The following is a 23,426-nucleotide window of genomic DNA, read 5'->3' on the forward strand; positions in this document are numbered from 1 at the left end:
CTCAAAGAGGTCACCCGAGGGGGCACGCATGAGGCGCAGCGGACGGCATCAGATACGGCGGGAAGAGCGGGGAGCGCGGGGTATCCGACCTGGAGAGGGGTGGTGGGTCCGGGCGGGACGGCGGCGGCGTGTGCGTGCCGCGCTGGTCGCAGGGAGCGTGGCCATCGGACTTCTGCTCACGGCCTGCAGTGGCGACGGCAGCGACGGGAGTTCGTACGACCGGGGCGGCAGCAAGGCCAAGGACGACAACGGCTTCCCGGCCCCCGCCCCCGTCCAGCCGACCGGCCCCTCGGGCAACGACGACGGCACCGCCGAGGGCGACCAGAAGGGCGAATCCCGCGAGAGTGCGCCGCCGGCCGACTACCTCTCCACCTTCGCCCTGGACGTCGACACCGCCTCGTACGGCTACGCGCGCCGCACCCTTGAGGAAGGCCGCAGGCCCGACCCGTCGACCGTCCGCCCCGAGGAGTTCATCAACAGCTTTGGCCAGGAGCAGGACTACGAGCGCCCGGACGGCGACGGGTTCACGGTCACGGTGGACGGGGCCCGTACGGCCGCCCCGGACGGTTCGCGCGGCGAGGAGCACGCCAACTCCGACACCTTCGGCCAGGAGAACCGGGACTGGCGCTTCCTCAGGGTCGGGCTCGCCACCCGGGAGGCCGAGGACGCCGGCGAACGCCCGCCCGCCGCCCTGACCTTCGTCATCGACGTCTCCGGCTCCATGGCCGAACCGGGCCGCCTCGACCTGGTCAAGGAGTCCCTCGGCGTGATGACGGAACGGCTGCGCGACGAGGATGCGGTCGCGCTCGTCTCCTTCAGCGACGAGGCCGAAACCGTGCTCCCGATGACCCGCCTGGGCGACAACCGCGGCCGCGTCCACGACGCGATCGACACGCTTGAGCCCACGGATTCGACGAACCTCGGCGCGGGCGTCACCACCGGGTACCGCACGGCGGTGGACGGCCTGCGCGAGGGTGCCACCAACCGGGTCGTGCTGCTCTCCGACGCCCTCGCCAACACCGGTGAGACCGACGCCGACGCCATCCTCGACCGCATCGCGGACGCCCGTCGCGAGCACGGCATCACGCTGTTCGGCGTCGGTGTGGGCAGCGACTACGGCGACGCCCTGATGGAACGCCTCGCCGACAAGGGCGACGGCCACACCACGTACGTGTCCAACGCCGAGGACGCCCGTACGGTCTTCGTCGACCAACTCCCGCGGAACATCGACCTCACCGCCCGTGACGCCAAGGCGCAGGTCTCCTTCGACCCGGAGACCGTTGACCGGTTCCGGCTGATCGGCTACGACAACCGGCAGGTCGCCGACGAGGACTTCCGCGACGACCGTGTGGACGGCGGGGAGATCGGTCCTGGGCATACGGTCACGGCGCTGTACGCGGTGCGGGTCAGGCCGGGGGCGTCGGGGCATGTGGCCACGGCCACGGTGCGGTGGCTGGACCCCGACTCCCGTACTCCGCACGAGGAGACGGGGCAGGTCGAGACCTCCTCTCTCGACCGGGGCCTGTGGTCCGCCGGGACGGCGCGCAGCGGTCTCCAAGTCACGGCGATTGCGGCGTACTTCGCGGACGCCCTGCGCTCCGACGCGGTCGGCGGGGGCGCCGCGCCGGTCCCGCCCTCGCTGCGCGAACTCGCCGACCGGGCCGACGATTTGGCCTCCACCACGGAAAGCCGCCCGATCCGCCAGCTCGCCGAGACGATCGACCGGGCGACGGATCTGGGGTAGTGGTCGTCTGCGGGTGGGGTGGGGCTGGTCGCGCAGTTCCCCGCGCCCCTGAAGACGAGCCTGCCGTTTGTCGTCGGGTCGGGGCCGCGACGGGGCATCCGATCGCAGCTGTGTCATCCCGCACCGATTGGTTGCCCGTCAGAGGTCGTGCTGCGATCGGAAACCCCGACACGACCCCTTCGGCCGGAGGGCGACTGCCGGAGGGTGGGGGCGGGCCCCTTCAGGGGCGCGGGGAACGGCGCAGTCTTGTGGCTTTTAGGGGCGCGGGGAACTGCGCGCTCAGCCCCCGCCGGGCCGGCAGATGCGCACCGTCCTCGGCCACGCTCTTTGGGGGCGCGGGGAACTGCGCAATCTTTTAGGGGCGCGAGGAACTGCGCGACCAGCCACGGATGACCCGCACGATCCCTGGATCCTCAGCCCCCACCCACTAGGGGCGCGGGGAACTGCGCGACCAGCCCCCACTCACCCGCACAACTTCCTCTCAGCCCGCACAGGATCATTCGGGAAACGAAACGCCGTACGTTCCCAGGCTCCAGTGATGTTGCTCAGAAAACGTCCCGGAGTCAGCGGCCCCCGAGTCGCCGAGTTCAACTCGGCAAGCGCACCGCAGTGCAGGGCGCGCCGAGCGGCGGCCACCTCGGAAGGGTCGGCCCAGCCGGGCGCGTCCCCCGGCACACCCCGATCCGCAGCAAGCCACGCCGCCGGCAGCCGCTTGTCGTGGCCGACCCGTCCGCCCCCGACCCGCTCCGAATGCGCGGCCACCGGGTAGGCCAACCCGATGGGATCGAGCGCGGCCCCGTCCAGCGGCACGACCGATCCGTTGAGCCCCAGCACCACATAGCTGGCCGTCATGGAAGGAGCGCCCGCACCCACGGGCGCCGCCACCCGCCCCTCCTTGCCGAACAGCAGGGCCGGCGCTCCGGAGTACCGCGCGGCCCACACCTTGCGCGCGTACTCCAGGTGATGCGGAGCCCCGACGAAGGTGTGCCGCACGGGATGCGGATCGGCGTTGTGGCGGACATACACGCCACGTTCGTCCGCGATCCCCGCCGGCCCGATCTGTCCGCCGTACGGAATCCGCAGCCACCCCGCGCACACCACCGCCCACAGTCCGACCCCGACCGCCGCCAGCGCGCCCACCCGTGTCACCGGCACCACGAAGACGGGCAGCAGCATCAGCAGAAGCCCCGGCAGCAGCATCCGCCCGTGCATGAAGTCACCGCCGACCTTGATGACGTACAGCCAGCACAGCGCTCCGGCGACGACGGGCGCGAGCACGGGAACGAGCCGCGTGACCCCGCGTTCGGCGAGCCCGCCGCGCGCGGGCAGCACCGCGGCTGCCACGAACAGCGCGGGGACCCACAGCAGATAGGGATGCGCGAAGTCGCCGAGATACCCGAGGCCCCGCCCCCACAGACTCTGCGAAGCCTCCTTGGTCACGGCGGGCAGTGGCACGAGATGCCCGTAGTACCCGGCCCGGAACACCTCGTACGCGGCCGGCAGCGCGCCCGCCGCCCCCGCACCCGCGAGCGTGCCCCGCCACGACGGCTGTACGAGCAGCCACTGCGCGCCGAGGAAGACGACGGACACGAGCCCCAGGTCGGGACGGACGAGCGGCCCGAGCCCGATGACCGCCGAGGTCAGGAGGGAGGAGGGCCGGGTGATCAGTGCCAGCCACGCGCCCGCGATCCAGCACGTCGCGAGTCCCGTCTCAAGACCGGAGGTGGCGAAGTCCCACACGGGCGGCAGGCCGAGCAGGACCAGCGACCCCAGCGGCACGGCCGCCCGACCGCCGTACGTCCGCAGCGCCCCGAGCCCCGCGAGCGCGAAGCCGGCCGCGGTCAGCAGCAGTCCCCCGAGCACCGCCGCCGACACCGGATCCACGCCTACTGTCCCGGCCGCCACGAGCAGCCACTGCCACAGGGTCCCGGTCGACGACTCGACCCGCTCACCCGCGTTGAACACGGGCCCGTTGCCTGCCAGCACCTGCCGCACGGTCCGTACGTAGATGTAGGCGTCGTCGGACATCCACCGCCGCTGGAACCCGGCGTACGCCACCACGAGCGCGGGCCCCAGCCACACCGCCACCCGGGCCCGGTCCGCCCACAGCGCCCGCTGCCCCGGCCCGGGCGGCAGCGACACGGAGGAGGAGGAGGGAGAGGAGGGCGGGCGGGGCTTCGGGTATGGGGGGTGCGCTGGGGAGTGCGTCGACGTCATGTCCCGTTCATCGGCCCCCGTCAAGTCGAGCTTGACGCCGGATGTTGTCCGCGGTGGGCCGAACGGGGGACCGAGCAGTGGGAACTGACGTTGAGTCAGGCCGTGGCGCAGACCGACGGCAGCGCCCGGCCGAGCCCTTTCAGGTGCAGTACGTCCAGCCGGTGCTCGTACGCGGACAGCGCGGCCGCGGCGTACAGGCGTGGTCCGCAGGAGGCGTCGGCGCGGACCGGGGCCGTCTGCCGGAGCGACGCCAGGAGGCGGGTGGTGATCAGGTCGAGCGCCGGGCGGACCTCCTTGGCCAGGTCGGGGCGCTCGGTGGGCCGCTCGTCGGGGTGGGCGTCCCAGCGTGCGTACAGGCCGCGCTGGACCAGCTTGTTCGCCTCGATCTGGTCGCGGAACACAGCGGTCACGGAGTCCGGGTCGAGCCCGAGCCCGGCCGCCCGCGCGGCGACGTCGTCCAGGATCTGCCGCTCACGCACCGGGTCGTCGATGGGCGACTCGGTGCCGTACTTGGCCGCCGCCACCTTGTCCGCCAGCAACAGCCGCTCTGCGAACAACTCGGTAAGAGCGCCGAGACCGGATGCGCGTACGGCGGTGGCGGATGTGTAGGCGGCCGGAGCGTGGGCGGTCGCGGACGTGGTTCCGGAGACCGCGGCGGTGGCGAGTACGGCAGCGGTGACGAAGACGGACCGGAGGCGGTGGGGTCGCACTGGGTTCCCTTCGAAAGGAAGTCGGTTCAGGGAGAGGTCAGTTGGCGCCTGGCCGTCGCCCCGCGCCGTGCAGCAACGTATCGACGACGAGCGTGGCCAGTGCGTCCGGGTCCTGTTGGGCCTCGGGTCCGTGCAAGGCCTCGCCGATGAGCGCGTAGTAGACGCGCCGCGTCCACTCCAGGTCCACGGAGGCGTCGAGCAGGCCCTCGTCCCGCGCGCGTCCGAGGAGTTCGAGGCAGCGGGCACCTACCTGTTCCCAGCCCGAAGCCGCGGTCCCGCCCTCGTCGTCCGGACGGCTCAGCGCATAGCTCCAAGCCCCCTTGATCCGCAGGACGTTGGCGGTGATGCGATGCAGGGAGACCAGCGGCGGAGCGGTGTCCGGGCGGCCGTCCTCGACCGCTTCGGCGAGCTGGCGTACGGCCGACTCGGCGAGCGCCTCGATCAGCGCCCGCCGGCTGGCGAACCGCCGGTGCACCGTCGTCCGCGCCACCCCCGCTGCCTCCGCGATCTGCTCCATGGACGCGCCGGGATCGGCGGCGAGCACCCGCTCGGCCGCCTCCAGGATCACGCGCACACTGCGCTCGGCGTCGGCACGCAGCCGCCGGACGGCCGGTTCGGCCATGGGGACCTCCTGAGGTGACGTGGGTCAAACGATACGTGAAGGCAGCGGTTTCTCTGTTATCTGCAACATTGCTGTTGCGGTTCTATGGGAAGTGGCTACTCTTATGTAGTAGATAGTGCATCCAGAAGCGAAAGGAACCACCATGACTCTCGCTCTCGTCACCGGCGCCTCCTCCGGGCTCGGCGCTGAGTTCGCCGACCAGCTCGCCGCGCGCGGCCACGACGTGGTCCTCGTGGCCCGTTCCGAGGGCCGCCTCGAAGAGGTGGCCGACCGGCTCCGCGTACGCCACGGCGTCCAGGCGCACGTGCTGCCCCAGGACCTCGCCGAACCGGACGCGGCCCGGCGGGTCTCGGACGCCCTCGCCGCCCGGGGTCTCGCCGTCGACCTGCTGGTCAACAACGCGGGGTTCGGCACCTGCGGCCGTTTCGAGGACATCGACCCGTCCCGCGACCACGACGAGATGATGGTCAACGTCGTCGCCCTGGTCGACCTCACCCACGCCCTGATCCCCGGCATGCTGGAGCGCGGCTCGGGCGCGGTCCTGAACGTCGGTTCCACGGCGGGCTACCAGCCGAGCCCGTACTTCGCGGTCTACAGCGCCACCAAGACGTTCGTCCTGAACTTCTCCCTGGCCCTGCGCCAGGAGTACCGCGGTCGCGGCATCAAGGTCACGGCCCTCTGCCCGGGCCCGGTGGAGACCGGCTTCTTCGAGGCGATCGGCACCCGCAAGGCCGCGGTCACGGGCTCCTTCACCACCTCGGAACCCGTCGTACGGGCCGCCCTGCGCGCCCTCGACCGCGACCGCGCCTATGTCACCCCGGGCCTCGGCAACGCCCTGGGCGCCCACCTCACCCCGCGCCGCCCGCGCACCCTGGTGGCCGCCATGGCGGAGCGCGTCACCCGCAAGGTCCTGGAGTCGGAGACCGGGCGGGAGCGGGTCGCCGCCTGAGGTCCGCGCGGGTGCTCCGCCCGACCGGGGAAATCTCCAAGCGGGTTGAAAATCCCCTACGCATGAGTAAGTTTACCCGGAAGTAAGTACGCGCCACCGCGTAACGCGAGCCGCGACCGGGAGCTGTCATGGGCGTACGCAAGGACCTGAAACGGGCGAAGAAGCGCACCGATCTCGCGGACCGCACCAAGGTCGAGATCACCAGGGACCACCACGGAGCTGTCTGTGAGGCGCGCATGCCGGCCCTCGCCCCGAAGGCCGCCACCGGCAGCATCGCCGATCTTCCCTTCACCAACGCGGCCGAGGCCCCCGACGCCGTGGTCCTCCGCCGCAGGGAGAACGGCACCTGGCAGCCGGTGACCGCGGCCGCGTTCGCCCGCGAAGTCACCGCCGTCGCCAAGGGGTTGGTCGCGGCGGGCCTCGAACCGGGCGGCCGCGTCGCGGTCATGTCCCGTACGCGCTACGAGTGGACGCTTCTCGACTTCGCGATCTGGGCGGCGGGCGGCCGGAGCGTGCCCGTGTACCCCACGTCGTCGCCCGAGCAGATCGAGTGGATCGTCCGCGACTCGGACGCCCGGTTCGTTGTTGTCGAGACCCCTGAGAACGCGGCGGCGGTCGCGACCGGCACGGCCGACCATCCGGATCCGCCGCACGTGTGGCGGATCGACGGGGGAGCGATCTCCGATCTGACCGTTCTGGGCGGCGGTGTCGCCGAGGAGGAGGTCACCAGGCGGCGTGCCGCGCTGACCCCCGGCACCGTCGCGACCATCTGCTACACCTCCGGCACCACCGGCCGGCCCAAGGGCTGCGTCCTCACCCACGCCAATCTGCACGCCGAGGCCGCGAACACGGTCGAGCTGCTGTACCCCATCTTCAAGGAGGTCACCGGCCAGATCGCCTCGACGCTCCTCTTTCTCCCGCTCGCCCACATCCTGGGGCGCACCCTCCAGATCGCCTGTCTGACGGCCCGTATCGAACTGGGCCACTTCCCGAGCATCAAGCCCGACGAACTCCGCCCGGCGCTACGGGAGTTCCGGCCCACCTTCCTGGTCGGCGTGCCGTACCTCTTCGAGAAGATCCACGGCACCGGCCGCGCCACCGCCGAACGGATCGGCCGCGCCGCCTCCTTCGACCGCGCGCACCGCGTCGGCGTCCGCTTCGGCGAGGCGCACCTCGACAAATTCCTCGGCCGCGGCAAGGGCCCCGGCCCCGGCCTGTACGCCGCCTGGGCCCTGTACGACCTGCTGGTCTACCGCCGCATCCGCAGGGAGCTCGGCGGCCGCACGCGCTACGCCATCAGCGGCGGCTCCCCGCTCGACCGCGACCTCAACCTCTTCTTCTACGCCGCCGGCATCATCGTCTACGAGGGCTACGGCCTGACCGAGACCACCGCCGCGGCGACGATCGTCCCGCCCCTCAACCCCCGCCCCGGCACGGTCGGCCTCCCCGTCCCCGGCACTTCGATCCGTATCGCCGAGGACGGCGAGGTCCTCATCAAGGGCGGCATCGTCTTCGGCGCCTACTGGAACAACCAGGCCGCCACCGACGCCGCCCTGACCGACGAGTGGTTCGCGACCGGCGACCTCGGGGACCTCGACGAGGACGGCTATCTCACCATCACCGGCCGCAAGAAGGACATCCTCGTCACCTCCGGCGGCAAGAACGTCTCCCCGGCCGTCCTGGAGGACCGTCTCCGCAGTCGCCCGCCGGTCGGCCAGTGCGTCGTCGTCGGCGACAACCGCCCCTATGTCGCCGCCCTGATCACCCTGGACCGGGAGGACCTCACCCACTGGCTCTACGTCCGCGGGATGCCGGCGGACACCCCGGTCTCCGAGCTCGTTCACGACCCCCGCATACGCGCAGACGTCCAGAAGGTCGTCGACCACGCGAACCAGGCCGTCTCCCGTGCCGAGTCGATCCGCGAATTCGCCCTGGTGGAAGGCGAGTTCACCGAGGAGAACGGGCTGCTCACCCCGTCCCTGAAGATAAAGCGCCACGCGGTGACAGCGGCGTACGCGAAGGAGATCGAGGCGCTGTACCACAGCTGACACCCTCCGGATCGGCCGACCCGACCGTCGGCCGGACGGCGCACCCGCGTTGCGTGGTTCGGGAGCCTATGGTCGCATCGTCCCGGAAAGGCGCCTAATGGGTATTTGGGTGCCGCGATCGAGGGCCGACCGCCCGTTGGCGGCTGCCCCAGCTCCTGGGAGGACCTTTGTCTCACCGCATGCTCCGCTCGGCGGCCACCGTGCTGCTGGCATCCGCACCGCTCTTCGCCGCCGCGCCGGCACGGGCCGCTGTGCAGCAGCAGGACTTCCCTTGCGCGGTCGGCGTCCAGAAGGCCGACAGTGCGGTGACCAGTGCGGTCACCGTCAGCATCCGATGCCAGGAAACGCAGACCGTTGGTGTGACGATCGCCGCGGGTGACGTCGAACTGGCGAGGCTGCAACAGACCGTTGAGGCCAATGTTCAGCAGAGCGTCACCCTCACCGTGCCCAGGGTCCCGCAGGTCTGCGCCACGCTGCGGGCCAACGGCGAGAGCACCACTCTCTGTACCCCTGCCGCCGCTTCCGCGCCGGGATCCGCCTGAGCAAACGGTCGCCGCCACCCATCCCACGTTCCGTCAGGATCCGGGTGGACGGCGGCGACCGCCGCGCCTCCGCCGGGTCCCGTGAAGCCGGTTGCGCCAAAAGGTGCGTAACTCGCTTAGCGTCACTCAATTGGGCCTGTCGGGAATCGTGCGTTAAGAGAGGCTCGTGTTAGCGTCAGTGACGAGCCGAACACGGTCCGTAACGGGGATCGTGTGCGTGAAGAAAACGGAGACGTGATGAACAAGCTCAAGAAGGCTGCGGCCGTGGCGGTCATGGTCGGCGGTCTCGGCCTTGCCGGCGGCGGGGTTGCCAGCGCCAGCGGTGGCGGCGACTACGACGACCCGTTCCCGTTCGCCGTCGACAACCTGCAGGTCGTGGAGTGCGAGCAGACGTTCGACGCCGGCACCGGCTTCATCGCCTCTCCCGTGGCCGGTGGTGACGTGGAGCAGAACATCGGCAACTTCTGCTCGGCGGTCAACGTCGAGGACTGATCAGGCGCTGTGGTGCCCGCGGGCGGCGTTGCCGCCTGAGGATGACTGGCGCCCCGGAAGGGTGTTGACCTTCCGGGGCGCGAATGCGGTGCCTCCGGCGGGTGGTGGGGAACAAGGGTCACGCTCTTGTTCCCCACCACCCGCCGGAGGCACTTTGTTTTTGGGTGATCCGAGGTGGGTTGGGGGTAATTCGCATACCTGCGATATCAAATTTCAGTCAACCGGATCACCCGGCTGCTCTGGTTGTCGTAAAAGGTGTGAATAACTTGATTAGTCCTACTTAATCCGGCGTGTCTGAAATGGTGGAGTAAGGGAGGGTCGTGTTAGCGTCTGTGACGAGTCGGACACGGTCCGTAAGGAGGCTCGTGTGCGTGAAGAAATCGGAGACGTGATGAACAAGCTCAAGAAGACTGCTGCCGTAGTGGCCATGGTTGGCGGTCTCGGCCTTGTGGGCAGCGGGGTTGCCAGTGCCAACGGCTACGACGACCCGTTCGCCGTCGACAACCTGCAGGTTGTGGAGTGCGAGCAGTCGTTCGACGGCGGCGCCGCCTTCGCCGCCGCTCCCGTGACCGTTGGTGGTGACGTGGAGCAGAACATCGGCAACTTCTGCTCGGCGGTCAACGTCGAGGACTGATCAGGCGCTGTGGTGCCTGCGGGCGGCGTTGCCGCCTGAGGATGACTGGTGCCCCGGAAGGGCTTTGGCCTTCCGGGGCGCTTTGTTTTGGGCTTTCGGCTGCGGGCCGGCGGGAAGTCCCTGCGGGTCTGCGTAATTCCTACTTGAGGCAGGCGCGTCGGGAATTCCAGTTAACCGGATCACCCGGCTGCTCTGGTTGTCGTAAAAGGTGTGAATAACTTGATTAGTCCCACTTAATCCGGCGTGTCTGAAATGGCGGAGTAAGGGAGGGTCGTGTTAGCGTCTGTGACGAGTCGGACACGGTCCGTAAGGAGGCCCGTGTGCGTGAAGAAAACGGAGACGTGATGAACAAGCTCAAGAACACTGCTGCCGTAGTGGCCATGGTCGGCGGTCTCGGCCTTGTGGGTAGCGGGGTTGCCAGTGCCAACGGCTACGACGACCCGTTCGCCGTCGACAACCTGCAGGTCGTGAAGTGCGAGCAGGCGTTCGAATCCACCGCCGTCTTCACCGCCCTTCCCGCGGCCCCCACTGGCGACGTGGAGCAGAACATCGGCAACTTCTGCTCGGCGGTCAACATCGAAGACTGAACCGACGTGCGGCGGGGGGCGGGTCTCGCGCCTTCAGTGCGAAACCCGTTGCTCCCATGCTTGTCGCGTCGGACGCCCTGATCGATCTGGTGGCTCCGGGCCGAAGGGGCAGCGGCAACAATGCGTAGAACAGGAGATGTCGAGATGCCAGAAGCTCGACATCTCCTTTGCCGTTCTGGATGGAGCCACGACGTTTCGTAGTGGCCGCGAGTCAATCCATGGAGTTACGCGTGTACAGGTTCAAAAAGATCATGCTGGTGACAACCGCTATCGGTGGTATCAGCCTGACGGGGGCCGGGGTCGCCCAGGCTCACTGCGCTGACGACCAGCCCGACACCGCCATCGAAAACGCGCAGTTGCTGAACTGTGAACAGGAATACAGCTCCAGCTCCCTGGTCGAGGTCAATGCGCCGATCACCGTCCTGGGTGACAGTGTTACGAACATCGGAAATTTCTGCACGCAGGTCACTCAAGATCGTGACAGTCGCTGATCCAGGGGATCCCGGGGCTGATCGAGAACTGAATGAAGCCGGATCTCTCCGTGCGTGCGCAGAGTCGATCCGATCCGATAAAGGCAGCGGCCATCCCTCCCCTGATGGTCGCTGGCTTTTTTGCATATATCGAGATTGAAGTTTCTTTCAGGTTCGAACAGAGTGGCGCGTTCGTCGGATATCATCCGATCAGTGCAATTCATATCAGTGCAATTCACATCAGCGGCCAATGCGGGGCCATTCGGATGAAGCTTGATGGCTACTCATCCGTAAGGCGGGCGCCCGCTTGATCCGGGGGTTTACTGCTGAGGTGGCATCGATTCCGTCCTTCCGGCGAAGGAGAATTCGATCCGAATCGCGCCTCGGAGGGAACATGACTGATGTAATTATCCTGCCGCGTTGCCCGAAGACGGGGAAGGCGTCGTTCCGTACTGAATCCGAGGCGAGGGTCTGGCTGGTCAGGCAGCCACTGTTGGACAGGATCCCGGATCGTATCTACCGATGCTCCGACTGTCAGTACTGGCACTTCACCGGGTCCCATCACTGGACCAGTCAAAAAATCGGCTGGCGACGAAACTACGGCAGGCGTGAAATCGCTTCCCGGCGCAACGGTGGGAAGAAAAGGAGGAACTGACTGCCGAGTCAGCCGGATCTTCCCCCTTATTCGATCAGAAATCAGAAAGACGACGAGATTGCGAAAGAACCTGAGCAAGGGAATTGTCGTGACCGCCGCTGCGACGAGTGTGCTGTCCCTGTACGTCATCCCGGCGTTCGCGGACTCGCCCCCCGAGGAGACCTCGGGGGGCCCACTCGGCGCCCTGTCCGACACGCCTGCTGCCCTGCCCGGCGACAGTGTCCTCCACGCCTTGGGGAACGGTCCCGCAAGCGCGAGTCCCAACACCAGCGACGTGAGCACCGCGCCCGACCCGTCCCCCGTGAACTCCCGCATCGGCGGCCCGAACCCCAGCGGGTCGCAGGGGGCTGCCCACGACTCGGCCCCGGCTGACGGCCGCGAGGACGGGAACCACGGACACGACAGTGATCACGACGACGCTGCCGGGTACGGCGAGGACAGCGACTACGGCGAGGACAGCGACTACGGCTACGGCGACGACCACGGCTACGACAGCGGCTACGGCGACGACTACGGCTATGGCGGCTACGGCGACACACCGCCCACAAAGCCCCCCACCACGCCGCCGGCGTCACCGCCCACCGCCACGCCACCGGTGAAGTCACCGCCTGCGTCGCCGCCCCCGACCACTCCGCCCAGCACCCCGCCGCGGAAGCCACCGGCCTCGCCCCCGACACAACCGCCCTCCCTGCCCGAGACCGGCACCAACGAGCAGGTGCTGGCGGCGTCGGGCATCGCCGCGCTGCTGTTGACGAGCGGCGCCATCCTGTACCGACGAGGCCGAGCCGAATCCCGTCGATAGCGCTCCGCTCGGGTGCCGGAGGAAGCACCTCCGGCACCCGGCTCCCTCCGCCGACGGCGCGTCTTTCAGGGTGATTCCGTGTTCCCCCGACCCACCGGTACGGGGATCACTTGGGCGGGCGGGGCGGCGGTGCGCAGTCGGTGGCGTACTCCTCGTACGAGCGTCGTCGCCGTGAAGGTCGCTCCGTGGACGAAGCGCATGGCGGGGCCGAAGCTGGAGGCCGTCAGCAGGCCTGCCAGGAACAGCCCGTGGCACGAGGACTCGAAGTCCCGCCCGACAGCGGGGGAGCCGTCGGCTGTCGTTGTCAGGCTCGCGCGCAACTCGGCGGAGAGCAGGTCGAGCCGGTCCAGGGCCGGGCGGAACCCCGTGGCCGCGATCACGTGTTCGGTATCCAGGTAGCTCAGCTCCCCGGTCCGGCTCACCGTCTTCAGCCGTACGCCGCCCGGCACCGCACGGGCCGCGGCGACCTCGCGGCCGAGCAGCATCTCCACCACCGGCTCGACCCGGTCCCGCACCCACCAGGCGCCCGCCGGTCCCAGCGCGGTGGTCGCGATGCGGGTGCGGGTCGACTTGGGGAGGCGATGGAAGAGGTCCGGACGCTCGGCGTAGAACCAGTTGCGCCAGCCGCAGCCGAGGCCGCTGTGCGGGGTGCGGGCCGACTGCCACCGGAGGCGCTGCAAGGGCGGCGGCACGTCGTTCCAGCGCAGTCGTTGCGCCCGCGCCAGCAGCCGTACGCGCGTGCCTTGTTCGGCGAGGAGCGCGGCTGTCTCCAGGGCTGCCTGGCCGCCGCCGATCACCGTGACGTCCATGCCGCGGAAGCGGCCGAGGTCACGGTGGTCGCTGCTGTGCGTGACGAGTCCGGGGTGCAGGCCGCGCAGGGGGGAAGGCACCTCTGTGAAGGGCATGACGCCGACCGCCAGCGCCACCGTCCGGGCGCGCAGCACCTCTCCGTCCTCGGTGACCGCTTCGAAGCCGACCGGCCCGGCCGCCACCCGGCTCACCATGCGCTCGTCCACCTGGGGCACGGCGTTGCGCGCGAACCACAGGCCGTACGCGGCGAACGTCTCCACCGGGATCGGCTCCGCATGACGCGCCGTGAGCCCCGAGGCCGCGCAGTACGCGTCCAGACGCCAACGACCGTCAGGGTCGGCGAGGTTGGAGGCCCATGGCTCCGACTTCAGGTACATACCGCGGGCCATGTGGGACCGCCAGGACGCCATGGGCCGCCCGAGGACGCGCAGGTCGAGCCCGGCGGCCGCGGCGTGCGACGCGATGGACAGGCCGTATGGGCCGGCGCCCACCACCAGCAAGTCGTGCATCAGCAACTGCTCGCTTTCTCGTCGTCGGTGAGGTGCGGTGCGGCCGCCTGGTGGACCACGCGTGTCGGTGCGGGCGCCGACGGAGCCGCGCGCAGCCGCTCCCGCAGTCGACGGGACACATGGCGGCACCACAGGGTCCACATCGCCCGGCCGGGACCCGGGTCGTCCGGGGCGTGCCAGGCCAGTTCGCGTCCGCGCGGCGCGGGCCGCAGCGCAGCGAGCGGTGCGTAGTTCTCCACCACGAACGACCGCCCCACCAGCGGTGCGGCCTCCGGCAGGGGACGGTGCGTCAGGTCGAGATGCAGGGCGCGTACGACGTCAAGTCCGGCGGAGTCGGAGAAGAGCCGGAACTGGGCGCCGGGGCGCGGGTTGAAGTCGAGCAGGTGATAGAGGCCCGTCGTGCCGCAGCGGCGGAAGTCGAGGTCGAAGATGCCGCGGTAGCCGAGCTTGCCGGTGAGTCGCTCGGCGAGCGCCTGCACCTGCGGGTTGGCCGTCCAGCAGCCGACGGTGGTCAGGCCCGCCCCGCGCGGCCACGCCCGCTGCTTGCGGCCCGGCCCGCCCGCGCGCACAACACTGGAGCGGTCGGCGTATCCGTGGAAGAACCAGTCGCGGTTCGGGCCCGGCGGCAGATACGCCTGCAGCAGCAGCGGGCTGCCGGCCTCCTCGGTGCGCAGATACAGCTCCCGGGCCTGCTGAGCGGATTTCACCAGCACCGTGCTGTGCAGCGTGCTGTCGGCGGGCAACAGCCAGGGTCGGCTCCACTTCGCCACCAGCGGGAGTCCCAGCCGCAAGGTGGCGTCGGCGGCCTGCCCCGGGCTGTCCGGGACCAGGGTCACCGGGTGCGGGATGTCCAAGGACGCGCACACGGAGGCCAGACCGGCCTTGTCGGCGACGTGTTCGGGCAGTGCGCCGGGCCCGGCGGGCAGCAGATAGGAGGGCGCGAGTTCCTCGCGCATGCGGCCCACCGCGACCGCGCTCGCGTCGTCCATCGGGACCAGGACGGCGGGGCGCGCGATCCGGGTGGCCACTTGGTGCAGCGCGGCGGCGATCTCGCGGGGGGACGAGCCGGGTGGCGGTGGGAGATGCATTTCCCGTAGAAAACGCGATCTGGGTACGGGACTTCCCGTGGAATCGGCGACCACATGCACCTCCACTCCCGCTCTGCCGAGCGAACGCACCGCGCCCAGTGTTCCATGGTGAAAGGGATTCCGGTCGATCCGCAGCAGAACGGCGGGGACGCGGGTGTCGAGCAGCTGCACGGACTTCACTCCTTCGGATCGGCTCACCCGTGCGGGGGAGCGAGGCACTCGAAAGCCGTAACGACAGTGGCGTTATGTCATTTCATGTGACTGACTTCATGTGACTGTGTATCAGTAATGCGGAAAGCAATGCAGAAGAACAGCAGCAGCGGCAGCAGAAACGCCAGGGCAGAAGACAGTAGGAGAGCGGAGAAAGGAGCAGGCATGGTTCTACAGCAGTGTCGGGCCCGGACCAGGCGGCTGGCGGTCGTCGTGGCGGCGGTCGCCGTTTCGGCCGGGCTGGCCTCCGGTACCGGCTTCGCAGCGGGGACGGGGCCCTTCGCCGGTGCTTCCGCTCCGATGGCGGCCACCCCGGCGCCAACGGTGCCCGCGGCGTCCGCATCGGCCGCGCCGCCAGCACCGCAGGCATCCACGGTCACCCCGGACCTCACGACCCGGCCCGTCATCGAGCCGTCGAAACCGGCCCCGCCGAACTCTTCCGCCGCGCCGACGACCTCGGCGCCTGGCACGGAGCGCCCCGCCTTCGGCGCCTTTCTCGACTCCGGAGTCCGGGGCGTGTACGGCATGACGAAACTCGGCAGGTGGCTGGGTGGTGCCGAGCCGCGCGTCGGTCACACCTATCTGCCGGGGGACCGTTGGAGCAACATCGAGGGAACCGACCGCTTCCTTGCGCCGTGGGCGCGCTGGCGCACGGCGAAGGACGACCGGATCTTCGTTCTCAACGTGCCCATGCAGGAGCGCAACGAGGAGGGAGTCTCCGACGCCGAGGTCAGGTTGCTGCTGCGGCAGGGTGCGGCCGGGCACTTCGATCATCACTTCCGCGCACTCGCCGCGCGGCTGGTCGAGTTGGACGTGCCGGACACGGTACTGGTGCTCGGCTGGGAGATGAACGGCACGACGTACACCCATCGCTGTGGACCCGACCCGAAGGCATGGAAGTCGTACTGGAACAGGATCGTCACCACCATGCGTTCGGTGCCGGGACAGAAATTCCGGTTCGACTTCACGCCGAGCCGGGGCCGGGACGCCGTTCCCTGGACGCGGTGCTATCCGGGGGACGACACGGTCGACATCATCGGCATGGACACGTACGACCAGCCGCGAGGAGTTTCCTTCGACGAGCAGGTGAAAGAGCCATACGGACTTCAAGCACAAGTGGACTTCGCGAAATCGCATAACAAGCCCATTTCCTATCCCGAATGGGGGCTCTTCCGTAACGGTGACAACGCCGAATACATGCGGCGGATGCTCGCCTGGATCGATGAGCACAAGCCGCTGTACAACACGCTGACCGACTACTGCCCGCACGGAGTCTGGCAGTGCGGGGCCAATCCCAGATCTTCCTGGGTCTACCGGTCCGCCCTTTTCGGCCGCGCGGACGAACCTGCGACTTCGCCCACACTGCCCACATCGCCAACGCCGGCCGTGCCCACCGCACCGTCGCCTCCGACACGCTGCGCGCCGCTGCGCCTCGGCGACTGGGGCGAGTACTGGCTCGGCGGGAGGCTGTGTCTGCGTCTCGACTGGTGGTCGCGGACCCGATAGCGGCCACCGGCGGCGGGACCCTCGCGGGTCCCGCCGCCACCGGTCCGCTCCCGGAAGCGACGCAGCAACTCCTTGCCCTGCCGCCGCGCGGCCACGTCGCCCACCACCGCCGACATCAGCGGTGCCGTGCGCCGCCGGGCCAGCAGCAGCCGCTGGTTGACGACAGGTTCGGGGCGCCAGTGGTGTTTGTAGGGCTCGTCGCCGCGCAGCAGGCTCAGCGTGCCCGGTCCGCCGTTACCCGTGTGCTGCGTGCACGCGTCGAGGAGTATCACTGCCACGTCCGCCTTGCGTTCCCGCAGGCGTGGATGGGCGCCGTACAGGTAGCCGCCCGCGAGCCGCCGCGACAGCAGCGTCAGGTCCACGGCCACCACGTCGTCGTCGAGCCGGAACTCGGTGACCACCGCGTCGCCGGAGCGCACCATCGGCTCCACGGAGCGCACCAGATGCTCGCAGAAGCGTGTCTGCAGGTGCTCCGACGTCACGTTCCGGCCCTGCCACTGCAGTCGGTGCAGTTCGACCAGCCGCTGAAGCGACACGCCCACCCGGTCCGGCGGTACGACGTGCCGCTCCACGCCGAGCGACCTCAGCTTGCGCAGCTTGGCGCGGATTCGCTGGGCCTTGCCGGACGCCAGCCGGGACACCAGTTCGTCCATGGGCACGGTGGGCAGCTCCAGGCACAGCGAGTCCTGAAGCCGGCGGCGCGGCCCGCTCCAGAGCTCGTAGACGTGCTCGACCGCTCCGCCCGGCCGCACCTCGCGGAAGTCGATGAGCGCGGTGCGGGCCGCGGCCGACAGCGCCTCGGCGAGCACGGCGGCCGCCCGGTCCGCCCGCTCGTCGTCGATGAGGACGTCCCCGTAGTCGGAGATCGCCCCGCCGAGCGGTACGAGCCTGGGCACTGGGCCGCGCCGGAGCATCAGGGGTGCGGCGGCCACGAGTTCGGCACCCTCGCGCACGAGCACAAGCCGCAGCCGGCCGGGTGTGCCGTACGAGAGCCACCACGAGTGCAGCCAGGCGTGGTTCTGGAACGGGGTCGCCGCGCCGCACCGCTCGTACAGCCGCCCCCAACCCGGGGCCACCTCGGCGAAGGCGCGCCCGTCGGTGACGAGTTCCGTCGTGTACGCCGCCGTCACAGCTGTCCATGCATGTCGGCGGCGGTGGCCGGGCCGGGCACCGAGGCGGGGCTGGCGGTGTCGTCGCTTTCCGTCCGCCTCGGCCGTACGAGCAGCGCCAGGCCGCCGAGCAGGCCGCCCGCGCTCGTGCCGACCAGACCGGTCACCATCCGTGACGCTGACGTCGGCTCGGTCGGCCGCACCGCCGGTGAGAACTGGACGAGTTCGACGTGGGTGCTGCCCTTGGTCTTGTTCGCGTGGTGGGTCAGCGCGCGGGTGACCGCGTTGGCCATGCCGGAGGCGAGGCCGGGGCGCTCGGAGGTGGCCGAGACGGCGATCATCGGCGCGTCCGGCGAGGTGGCCGTCCGCACGTTCCGCCGCAGCGTCCGCACCGGTACGCCCGCCGACGACTGCGCGTCCCCGAGCACCGCGAGCTGCGTGGCGGCGCGGCCGTACGCCTGTGCGAAGCCGAGTGCGGTGGTCGGGTCGGAATTGTTGGTGGGTACGGCGACGACATAGCTGGTCGCCGTGTACGTCGGGGCCTTGAGCGTGCCGTAGGCACCGCCGAGCAGGCCGCCGACGAGCGTGCCGGCCGCGAGCAGCAGCCAGGGCCGCAGGACGCCGGTGCGGCCCGGGCGGCCGGACTTCCGGCGGAATCGAGTGGGTTTGTCGGTCATCACGAACTGGCTCCCTGAGGTGAGGGGGACAATGAGCTGGACACCGCTGCCGTGTACACGTCCATGAGCCGGGCAGCGCTGCGGGAGATGCTGTAGCTGTGCGCGGCGTCCGCAGCCGTACGCGGCCGCGGGCCGGCCGCGCGCACTGCGGCGACGGCACGGGCGTACGCCTCGGGGCCGCCGCGCACGCGTAGGGCACCGGCGGCGGCCTGCGGAGGCAGGTCCTCGATCGCCGGGCAGGATGTGTAGAGCACGGGCAGGCCGGACGCCAGGGCCTCCACGACCGCCAGCCCGAAGGACTCCTCGGGGGACGGCGAGGCGAGCAGGTCCATGGCGAACGTGAGCGAGGGCACGTCGAGGCCGGGGGAGGCGTCGGGGACGTTGGGGCGCTCGCCGGTGAACAGGACGCGGTCGGCCACGCCTGCCTCGTGGGCCGTACGGCGCAGGACGTTCTCCTCCGGGCCGCCACCGACCAGCAACAGCCAGTGGTCGCCCGGAAGTCGGGCCATCGCCCGGATGAGGACGTCGAAGCGCTTGCCCGCGGTGAGGCGGCCGATCCCGCCGACGACGTAGGCGTCCTCCGGCAGGCCGAGGCGTCGGCGAGTGTGGTGGCGCCGGGACACGTCGAAGTGGAAACGGGCCAGGTCGATTCCGTTGGGGACGACCTCGATGCGAGGGGAGGGCACGCCCCAGCGTTTGAGGCGGTCGGCGACAGCGGGGGAGACGGCGACCGTGGCGGAACCGAGGCGCTCGCTGGCGAGGTAGAGCGCGCGGACGCCCGCTGTCAGCTGCCGGCCTTCCATCTGGGAGTCGCCGAGGGAATGTTCGGTGGCGACCACGGCCCTGACGCCAGCGAGTCGGGCGGCCAGCCGACCGTAGACGCAGGCGCGATAGAGGTGGGTGTGGACCAGGTCGTAGCCACCCGCGCGGATCAGGCGGATCAGGCGGGGGAGCGCGGACAGGTCGTGGTTGGCGCCCATGCCGAGGTGGTGCACGCGGACGCCGTCGGCAACAAGCCCGTCGGCGACGGCGCCCGGGTTGGTGAGGGCCACCACCTCGCAGTCGACGGTGAGGTGCTGCAGGAGCAGGCGGAGCTGTTGTTCGGCGCCGCCGACGCCGAGACCGGTGATGATGTGCAGCCCTTTCATGTCACACGCCCTCCACGGGGCGCCGGCGCAGCCGGTGCAGCCGGTGCTTGAGGTGCAGCCGCCAGGCTGTGTCGTTCTGGCCGATGTGCAGACGGGGGAGGGCGTGCGGGCCGGTCAGGGGGCCGGGGTCGATGGCGCAGGCGTAGGTGTACCCGGCTTCGCGTACGGCGGCGACGGCGCGGCGGTCGACCGTGCCGTACGGGTAGCAGAACCCGTCGACCGGAGCACCGATCAGCTCCGACAGCAGTGCCCTGCTGTCGGTGACCTCAGCCTTCAGCGTGGCATCGTCGGCCCGGGTGAGATCGACGTGCGTCAGCCCGTGCGAACCGATCTCCACGCCCGCGGCAGCCGCCCGCCGGACGCCGTCCGCGGACAGCAGCGGCTTGCGCGGGCCGAGCGTGTCCCAGGAGTTGACGCCCCCGAGCCGGGCGGGCAGGACGAAGAGGGTGGCACCGCAGTTCCAATGGCGTAGCGCCGGCAGAGCGTGGGCGAGGAAGTCGGCGTATCCGTCGTCGAAGGTGAGACCGACCAGGCGCCGACCTTTGCCCCGGGCGCGGGCGGCGAACAGTTCGCGCAGGGACACGCCGCGTAGCCGGCGCCGGCGCAGCCAGGCCAGCTGCCGCTCCAGCCGCTCGGGTGTGACCGTGATGCGGTACGGGTCGTCGGAGCAGTCGCCCACGGAGTGGTACATCGCCACCCACGGGACCGGACGGGGGCGCGCGGCGGGGTGTCTGCCCGTGCCGACGGATTCAACTGGAACGGCCATGCCTCAGCCTCCGCGTGACGGCACCTACGGAATGAAGCGCGGGTGTGCGGCCCTGGGTGCCCAGGGCCAGTCCGAGCAGGAGGAAAACGGCGGTCACGGTCACGCAGCCGACCGCGAAACCCGCCACCGGGGACCCCGGCGCGCTTGAGGTGAACGCCCCCGCCGCCGTGGCGACCACCGCCGTCCGCAGCGGCCTGCCCAGATCGGACAGCACGTGCCGGGTACGGATGGGGACCCCGCGTGACCTGTGCTGCGCGGCTCGACGACGGCGGGCCGCGGTCCAGGTCGAGAAGGTGAAGGAACTCGGTCCTGCGGGTTTTCCCGCTCGCCGTGCGCTCTTGGGACGGGCGTGTCCGTTCGGCTCCTGCGCGAGGCCGGCGAGCAGCAGTGCGGCCGTGACGGTGATGCCGACGGCGTTGGCGGCGGCGATCCCCGACACGCCCCAGGAGTCCACGGTTCCCACCCCCATCCAGGTGGTCGCGACGACACCCGCGGTCATGGCGCCGATCGGATACCAGGTGGGCCGCCCCGCCGAGAAGTACGTGCGGATCAGTACCCCCACCAGGGTCTGGCCGAGCAGCCCGAGGGCGTACACGCGCAGGACGCCCGCGGTCACCACCGTGTCCTGCGCGGTGAACGCGCCCCGTTGGAACAGGATCGCGATGATCTGCGGCGCGCAGGCGATCACCGTGGCCGCGCCGAAGAGCACCAGGCGGCAGGCCAGCGCCAAGTCCCGCTCCACGCGGGCGCGAGCCCGTTCGGTGTCGCCGTCGGCGAGCGCCTGCGCGACCACCGGAAAGGTGACGGTGCACAGCATCAGCGACAGCGTCATCGGGATCTGGGCCACCTTCTGCGCGTAGTTGAGGTGCGAGATGGCCCCGGCGGGAAGGGTGGAGGCGAGGAAGCGCTCGATCAGGACCTGGGACTGTCGGCACATGGCGAAGAGGAGAACGCTGCTGATCAGGGCGAGGTTCATCGGGTGTACCTCGACCCCGCCGCCGGAAACGGATGGGCGACTCCTCAAGAGCCGCCGCAGGGACGGCAGTTGGACAGCGACCATCAGGCAGCCACCCGCCGCCACTCCGGCCGCCGCCGATCGCACGCCCCAGCGCTCGCCGAGCAGCAACATCGCGGCGATGATGCCGGCGTTGTAGGCCACGTAGATCGTCGCGGGCGCCAGGAAGCGACGGTGCGCCCGCAGAGCCGCGCTGCAGTACCCGGCGAGCCCGAAGCTCAGTACACAGGTCGCCGTCAGCCGGGTGCAGTCGGTGGCGAGGCCGGGTTCGGGCAGGCCGGGTGCCAGAGCCTCGACCAGGTAGGGGGCCCCTACGATGATCAGCGCGGACACGGCGACGAAGCCGAGGGACAGGCGGGGCAGGGTGCTGGCGACGAGGGAGCGAACCGGGTCGCCGGAGACGCCCTGGGCGCGCCGGGCCAGGGCCAAGCTGAAAGCCGGGATCATCGCGATGGCCAGGCCGTCCTCGATGAGCAGCGTGGCGGCGAACTCCGGTACGGTCCACGCGACCAGAAAGGCGTCCGTCTCGCTGCCCGCCCCGAAGAACTGGGCCAGTGCCTGATCCCGCACCAGGCCGAGCAGCGCCCCGGCGACCGACAGCGACGCCGTGATCAGAGTGGCCTTCGCGATGAACTTCCCCGTAGCCGTAGGGGAGTCGGTGCTGTCCATTTCCTGCGTGGCTGTCCGTGCCGCGGGCACGGCGACCCCGTCGGTCCCGCAACGGGGCGCACGCGGAGTCTGCGGCGGCGTCACGGGCATCGCGCCACGCTCTCCCGCGCGTTTCCGAGTACCGGAACCGGCGGGGCGGCCTGCGGCTCGCTGTTCCCGGCCAGCGCCCACCACGTCACCAACCCGAAGGACACGGCGGTCAGCACGGTGGAGGGGCCGCCGATGTCGGCGTACACGAAGTCGGTGAGCTGCCAGACCAGCAATCCGCAGGCGACCAGCCCGCAGTCGAGGCCGTGTCGCCCCGACGGGCGCGCCCGCACCGTCGCCCGCAGCACGCACACCAGCAGCGCCAGCCAGCTCCCGGCGAACGCCATCAGCCCGAGTAGGCCCTGTTCGCTCAGCACCAGTAGATACATGCTGTGCGGTGACAGCAGCGGCTGCTTCCGGTACGCGGCCCCCGCGCCCTCGGTGTCGCTGCCCGACGACAGCGTCGGCGAGGCGTACGCGTCCCGGTACTCGGGGAAGCCCTTCAACCCGACGCCGGTCAGCGGGTGTTCGCGCCAGATGTCGGTGGCGGCCGCCCACATCGCGTACCGGTCGACGACGGACTGGTCGGGGGCGTCGGTGACTTGAGTGATGCTGTCGATCCGCTCCTCCAGCACCGCCGTGCCGACACCGAGACCGCCCACCAGGACCACGCCCGCCGCGGCTACGACCGCAGCCACCTTGAGCGCGCGCCGCAGCCCGGCCAGGACCAGCTGCACGGCGCAGGTCACAGCCGTCGCGATCCACGCGCCCCGGCTGAAGGACAGCGCGAGCGGCAGCAGCAGCGCCAGCGCGCACGCGAGGGCGACTCCCCTTTGCCGTACAGACGTCCGCCGGAGCGCGAGGGCGAACGCGCACACGAGGCCGATGCCGACCACCGTTGCCATCCCCATCACGTCCTGTGGCCCGAACGTGCCGACGGCCCGGATCTGCTCGCCCTGAAAGGAGGCGCCGGTCCGGGTGACGTACTGGTGCACTCCGACGGCCCCCTGCCAGCCCGCGAGCCCCACGAACGACCAGGCCAGCAGCCGGAAGTCGCCCAGGTCGCGGATCAGCAGCAGGACCGCCGTGGGGACGAGCACGAAGATCTGCAGATACCGGCTCATACCGGCGATCCCGGCCTCGGGTGAGTACGCCCCCAGGGCAGCGACGACCAGCCCGAGGACCGGCAGGCCCAGCACCACGGCGGCCGTACGCGGCAAGGGGCGTCGCCGGTCCCGTACGAGGCGGATCACACAGAGGAGCACCAGGAACCCGGACGCCGCGTCGGCGGGACCTGGGCCACCCTCGCTGCTCGGGTCGAGCGGCAGCGCCAGCAGGGCGAGCACAGCCACCACGGGCAGGACCGGTGTCAGGACGGTGCCCCGGCGCATGAGCGGCGTCAGTGCGAGAGTCATGGCTC

At 70.4% G+C, this 23,426-nt stretch carries 20 protein-coding genes and 1 pseudogene; 10 read left to right on the forward strand and 11 right to left on the reverse strand.

Going from position 1 to position 23,426, the window contains the following annotated elements; genetic code table 11:
• Window positions 1-28: 28 nt before the first annotated feature.
• On the forward strand, window positions 29-1,744 hold the full coding sequence (locus tag QF035_RS33475; protein ID WP_307524186.1) for a vWA domain-containing protein: 1,716 nt from the start codon (window positions 29-31) through the stop codon (window positions 1,742-1,744).
• 462 nt (window positions 1,745-2,206) lie between these two features.
• Here QF035_RS33475 and QF035_RS33480 read toward each other — a convergent pair whose 3' ends face one another.
• The 3 genes from QF035_RS33480 to QF035_RS33490 all read right to left on the reverse strand — a co-directional run bounded on the left by QF035_RS33480 (window position 2,207) and on the right by QF035_RS33490 (window position 5,293).
• Entirely contained in the window at window positions 2,207-3,886 is a 1,680-nt protein-coding gene (locus QF035_RS33480) for a hypothetical protein (RefSeq protein WP_307524187.1), read from the reverse strand.
• 170 nt (window positions 3,887-4,056) lie between these two features.
• Window positions 4,057-4,671: a chorismate mutase gene (locus tag QF035_RS33485; RefSeq protein WP_307524189.1), complete on the reverse strand. Its 615-nt coding sequence runs from the start codon at window positions 4,669-4,671 to the stop codon at window positions 4,057-4,059.
• Window positions 4,672-4,708: 37 nt separating this feature from the next.
• Window positions 4,709-5,293, reverse strand: coding sequence for a TetR/AcrR family transcriptional regulator (locus tag QF035_RS33490; RefSeq protein ID WP_307524191.1), 585 nt, complete (start codon window positions 5,291-5,293; stop codon window positions 4,709-4,711).
• A 142-nt stretch (window positions 5,294-5,435) separates the two neighbouring features.
• Between QF035_RS33490 and QF035_RS33495 the strand changes: the two genes are divergently transcribed.
• From QF035_RS33495 to QF035_RS33530, 8 genes are all read left to right on the forward strand, one after another.
• Entirely contained in the window at window positions 5,436-6,242 is an 807-nt protein-coding gene (locus QF035_RS33495; protein WP_307524193.1) for an SDR family NAD(P)-dependent oxidoreductase, read from the forward strand.
• 128 nt (window positions 6,243-6,370) lie between these two features.
• On the forward strand, window positions 6,371-8,290 hold the full coding sequence (locus QF035_RS33500; RefSeq protein ID WP_307524195.1) for an AMP-dependent synthetase/ligase: 1,920 nt from the start codon (window positions 6,371-6,373) through the stop codon (window positions 8,288-8,290).
• Between the two features lie 179 nt (window positions 8,291-8,469).
• Window positions 8,470-8,832 carry a hypothetical protein gene (locus QF035_RS33505; protein WP_307524199.1) on the forward strand — a complete coding sequence of 121 codons (363 nt, stop codon included), beginning with the start codon at window positions 8,470-8,472 and terminating at the stop codon, window positions 8,830-8,832.
• Window positions 8,833-9,069: 237 nt separating this feature from the next.
• Entirely contained in the window at window positions 9,070-9,324 is a 255-nt protein-coding gene (locus QF035_RS33510) for a hypothetical protein (RefSeq protein ID WP_307524201.1), read from the forward strand.
• Window positions 9,325-9,691: 367 nt separating this feature from the next.
• Window positions 9,692-9,958 carry a hypothetical protein gene (locus tag QF035_RS33515; protein WP_307524203.1) on the forward strand — a complete coding sequence of 89 codons (267 nt, stop codon included), beginning with the start codon at window positions 9,692-9,694 and terminating at the stop codon, window positions 9,956-9,958.
• Between the two features lie 344 nt (window positions 9,959-10,302).
• Window positions 10,303-10,545 carry a hypothetical protein gene (locus QF035_RS33520; protein ID WP_307524205.1) on the forward strand — a complete coding sequence of 81 codons (243 nt, stop codon included), beginning with the start codon at window positions 10,303-10,305 and terminating at the stop codon, window positions 10,543-10,545.
• A gap of 230 nt (window positions 10,546-10,775) precedes the next feature.
• Entirely contained in the window at window positions 10,776-11,036 is a 261-nt protein-coding gene (locus tag QF035_RS33525; protein WP_307524207.1) for a hypothetical protein, read from the forward strand.
• Window positions 11,037-11,758: 722 nt separating this feature from the next.
• Complete coding sequence (locus tag QF035_RS33530; RefSeq protein WP_307524209.1) at window positions 11,759-12,472, forward strand: LPXTG cell wall anchor domain-containing protein; 714 nt, start codon at window positions 11,759-11,761, stop codon at window positions 12,470-12,472.
• Between the two features lie 65 nt (window positions 12,473-12,537).
• Here the strand turns inward: QF035_RS33530 and QF035_RS33535 are convergent, their stop codons facing one another.
• Window positions 12,538-13,791: an NAD(P)-binding domain-containing protein gene (locus QF035_RS33535; protein WP_307524211.1), complete on the reverse strand. Its 1,254-nt coding sequence runs from the start codon at window positions 13,789-13,791 to the stop codon at window positions 12,538-12,540.
• On the reverse strand, window positions 13,791-15,050 hold the full coding sequence (locus QF035_RS33540; RefSeq protein ID WP_307524212.1) for a carboxylate--amine ligase: 1,260 nt from the start codon (window positions 15,048-15,050) through the stop codon (window positions 13,791-13,793). Before QF035_RS33540 ends, QF035_RS33535 begins: the two co-directional genes overlap by 1 nt.
• A gap of 204 nt (window positions 15,051-15,254) precedes the next feature.
• Between QF035_RS33540 and QF035_RS33545 the strand changes: the two genes are divergently transcribed.
• Window positions 15,255-16,595, forward strand: coding sequence for a glycoside hydrolase family 26 protein (locus QF035_RS33545; RefSeq protein ID WP_307531629.1), 1,341 nt, complete (start codon window positions 15,255-15,257; stop codon window positions 16,593-16,595).
• Between the two features lie 32 nt (window positions 16,596-16,627).
• Here the strand turns inward: QF035_RS33545 and QF035_RS33550 are convergent.
• The 6 genes and pseudogenes from QF035_RS33550 to QF035_RS33575 form a co-directional block, all read right to left on the reverse strand.
• A pseudogene (locus tag QF035_RS33550) lies at window positions 16,628-17,725 on the reverse strand (GNAT family N-acetyltransferase); the annotation flags it as partial.
• The gene (locus QF035_RS33555; RefSeq protein ID WP_307524213.1) at window positions 17,722-18,381 is read right to left on the reverse strand and encodes a lipopolysaccharide biosynthesis protein; all 660 of its coding nucleotides are present in this window, start codon (window positions 18,379-18,381) and stop codon (window positions 17,722-17,724) included. The pseudogene QF035_RS33550 and the gene QF035_RS33555, both read right to left, overlap by 4 nt.
• Entirely contained in the window at window positions 18,381-19,529 is a 1,149-nt protein-coding gene (locus QF035_RS33560) for a glycosyltransferase (protein ID WP_307524214.1), read from the reverse strand. The genes QF035_RS33555 and QF035_RS33560 overlap by 1 nt, the downstream gene beginning before the upstream one ends.
• A 1-nt stretch (window position 19,530) precedes the next feature.
• Window positions 19,531-20,295 carry a polysaccharide deacetylase family protein gene (locus QF035_RS33565; RefSeq protein ID WP_307524215.1) on the reverse strand — a complete coding sequence of 255 codons (765 nt, stop codon included), beginning with the start codon at window positions 20,293-20,295 and terminating at the stop codon, window positions 19,531-19,533.
• Complete coding sequence (gene murJ / locus QF035_RS33570) at window positions 20,279-22,069, reverse strand: murein biosynthesis integral membrane protein MurJ (RefSeq protein ID WP_373466773.1); 1,791 nt, start codon at window positions 22,067-22,069, stop codon at window positions 20,279-20,281. The genes QF035_RS33565 and murJ overlap by 17 nt, the downstream gene beginning before the upstream one ends.
• On the reverse strand, window positions 22,060-23,421 hold the full coding sequence (locus tag QF035_RS33575; protein WP_307524217.1) for an O-antigen ligase family protein: 1,362 nt from the start codon (window positions 23,419-23,421) through the stop codon (window positions 22,060-22,062). The genes murJ and QF035_RS33575 overlap by 10 nt, the downstream gene beginning before the upstream one ends.
• Window positions 23,422-23,426: the final 5 nt, after the last annotated feature.

The organism is Streptomyces umbrinus (genome assembly GCF_030817415.1).
Classification (GTDB): domain Bacteria; phylum Actinomycetota; class Actinomycetes; order Streptomycetales; family Streptomycetaceae; genus Streptomyces; species Streptomyces umbrinus_A.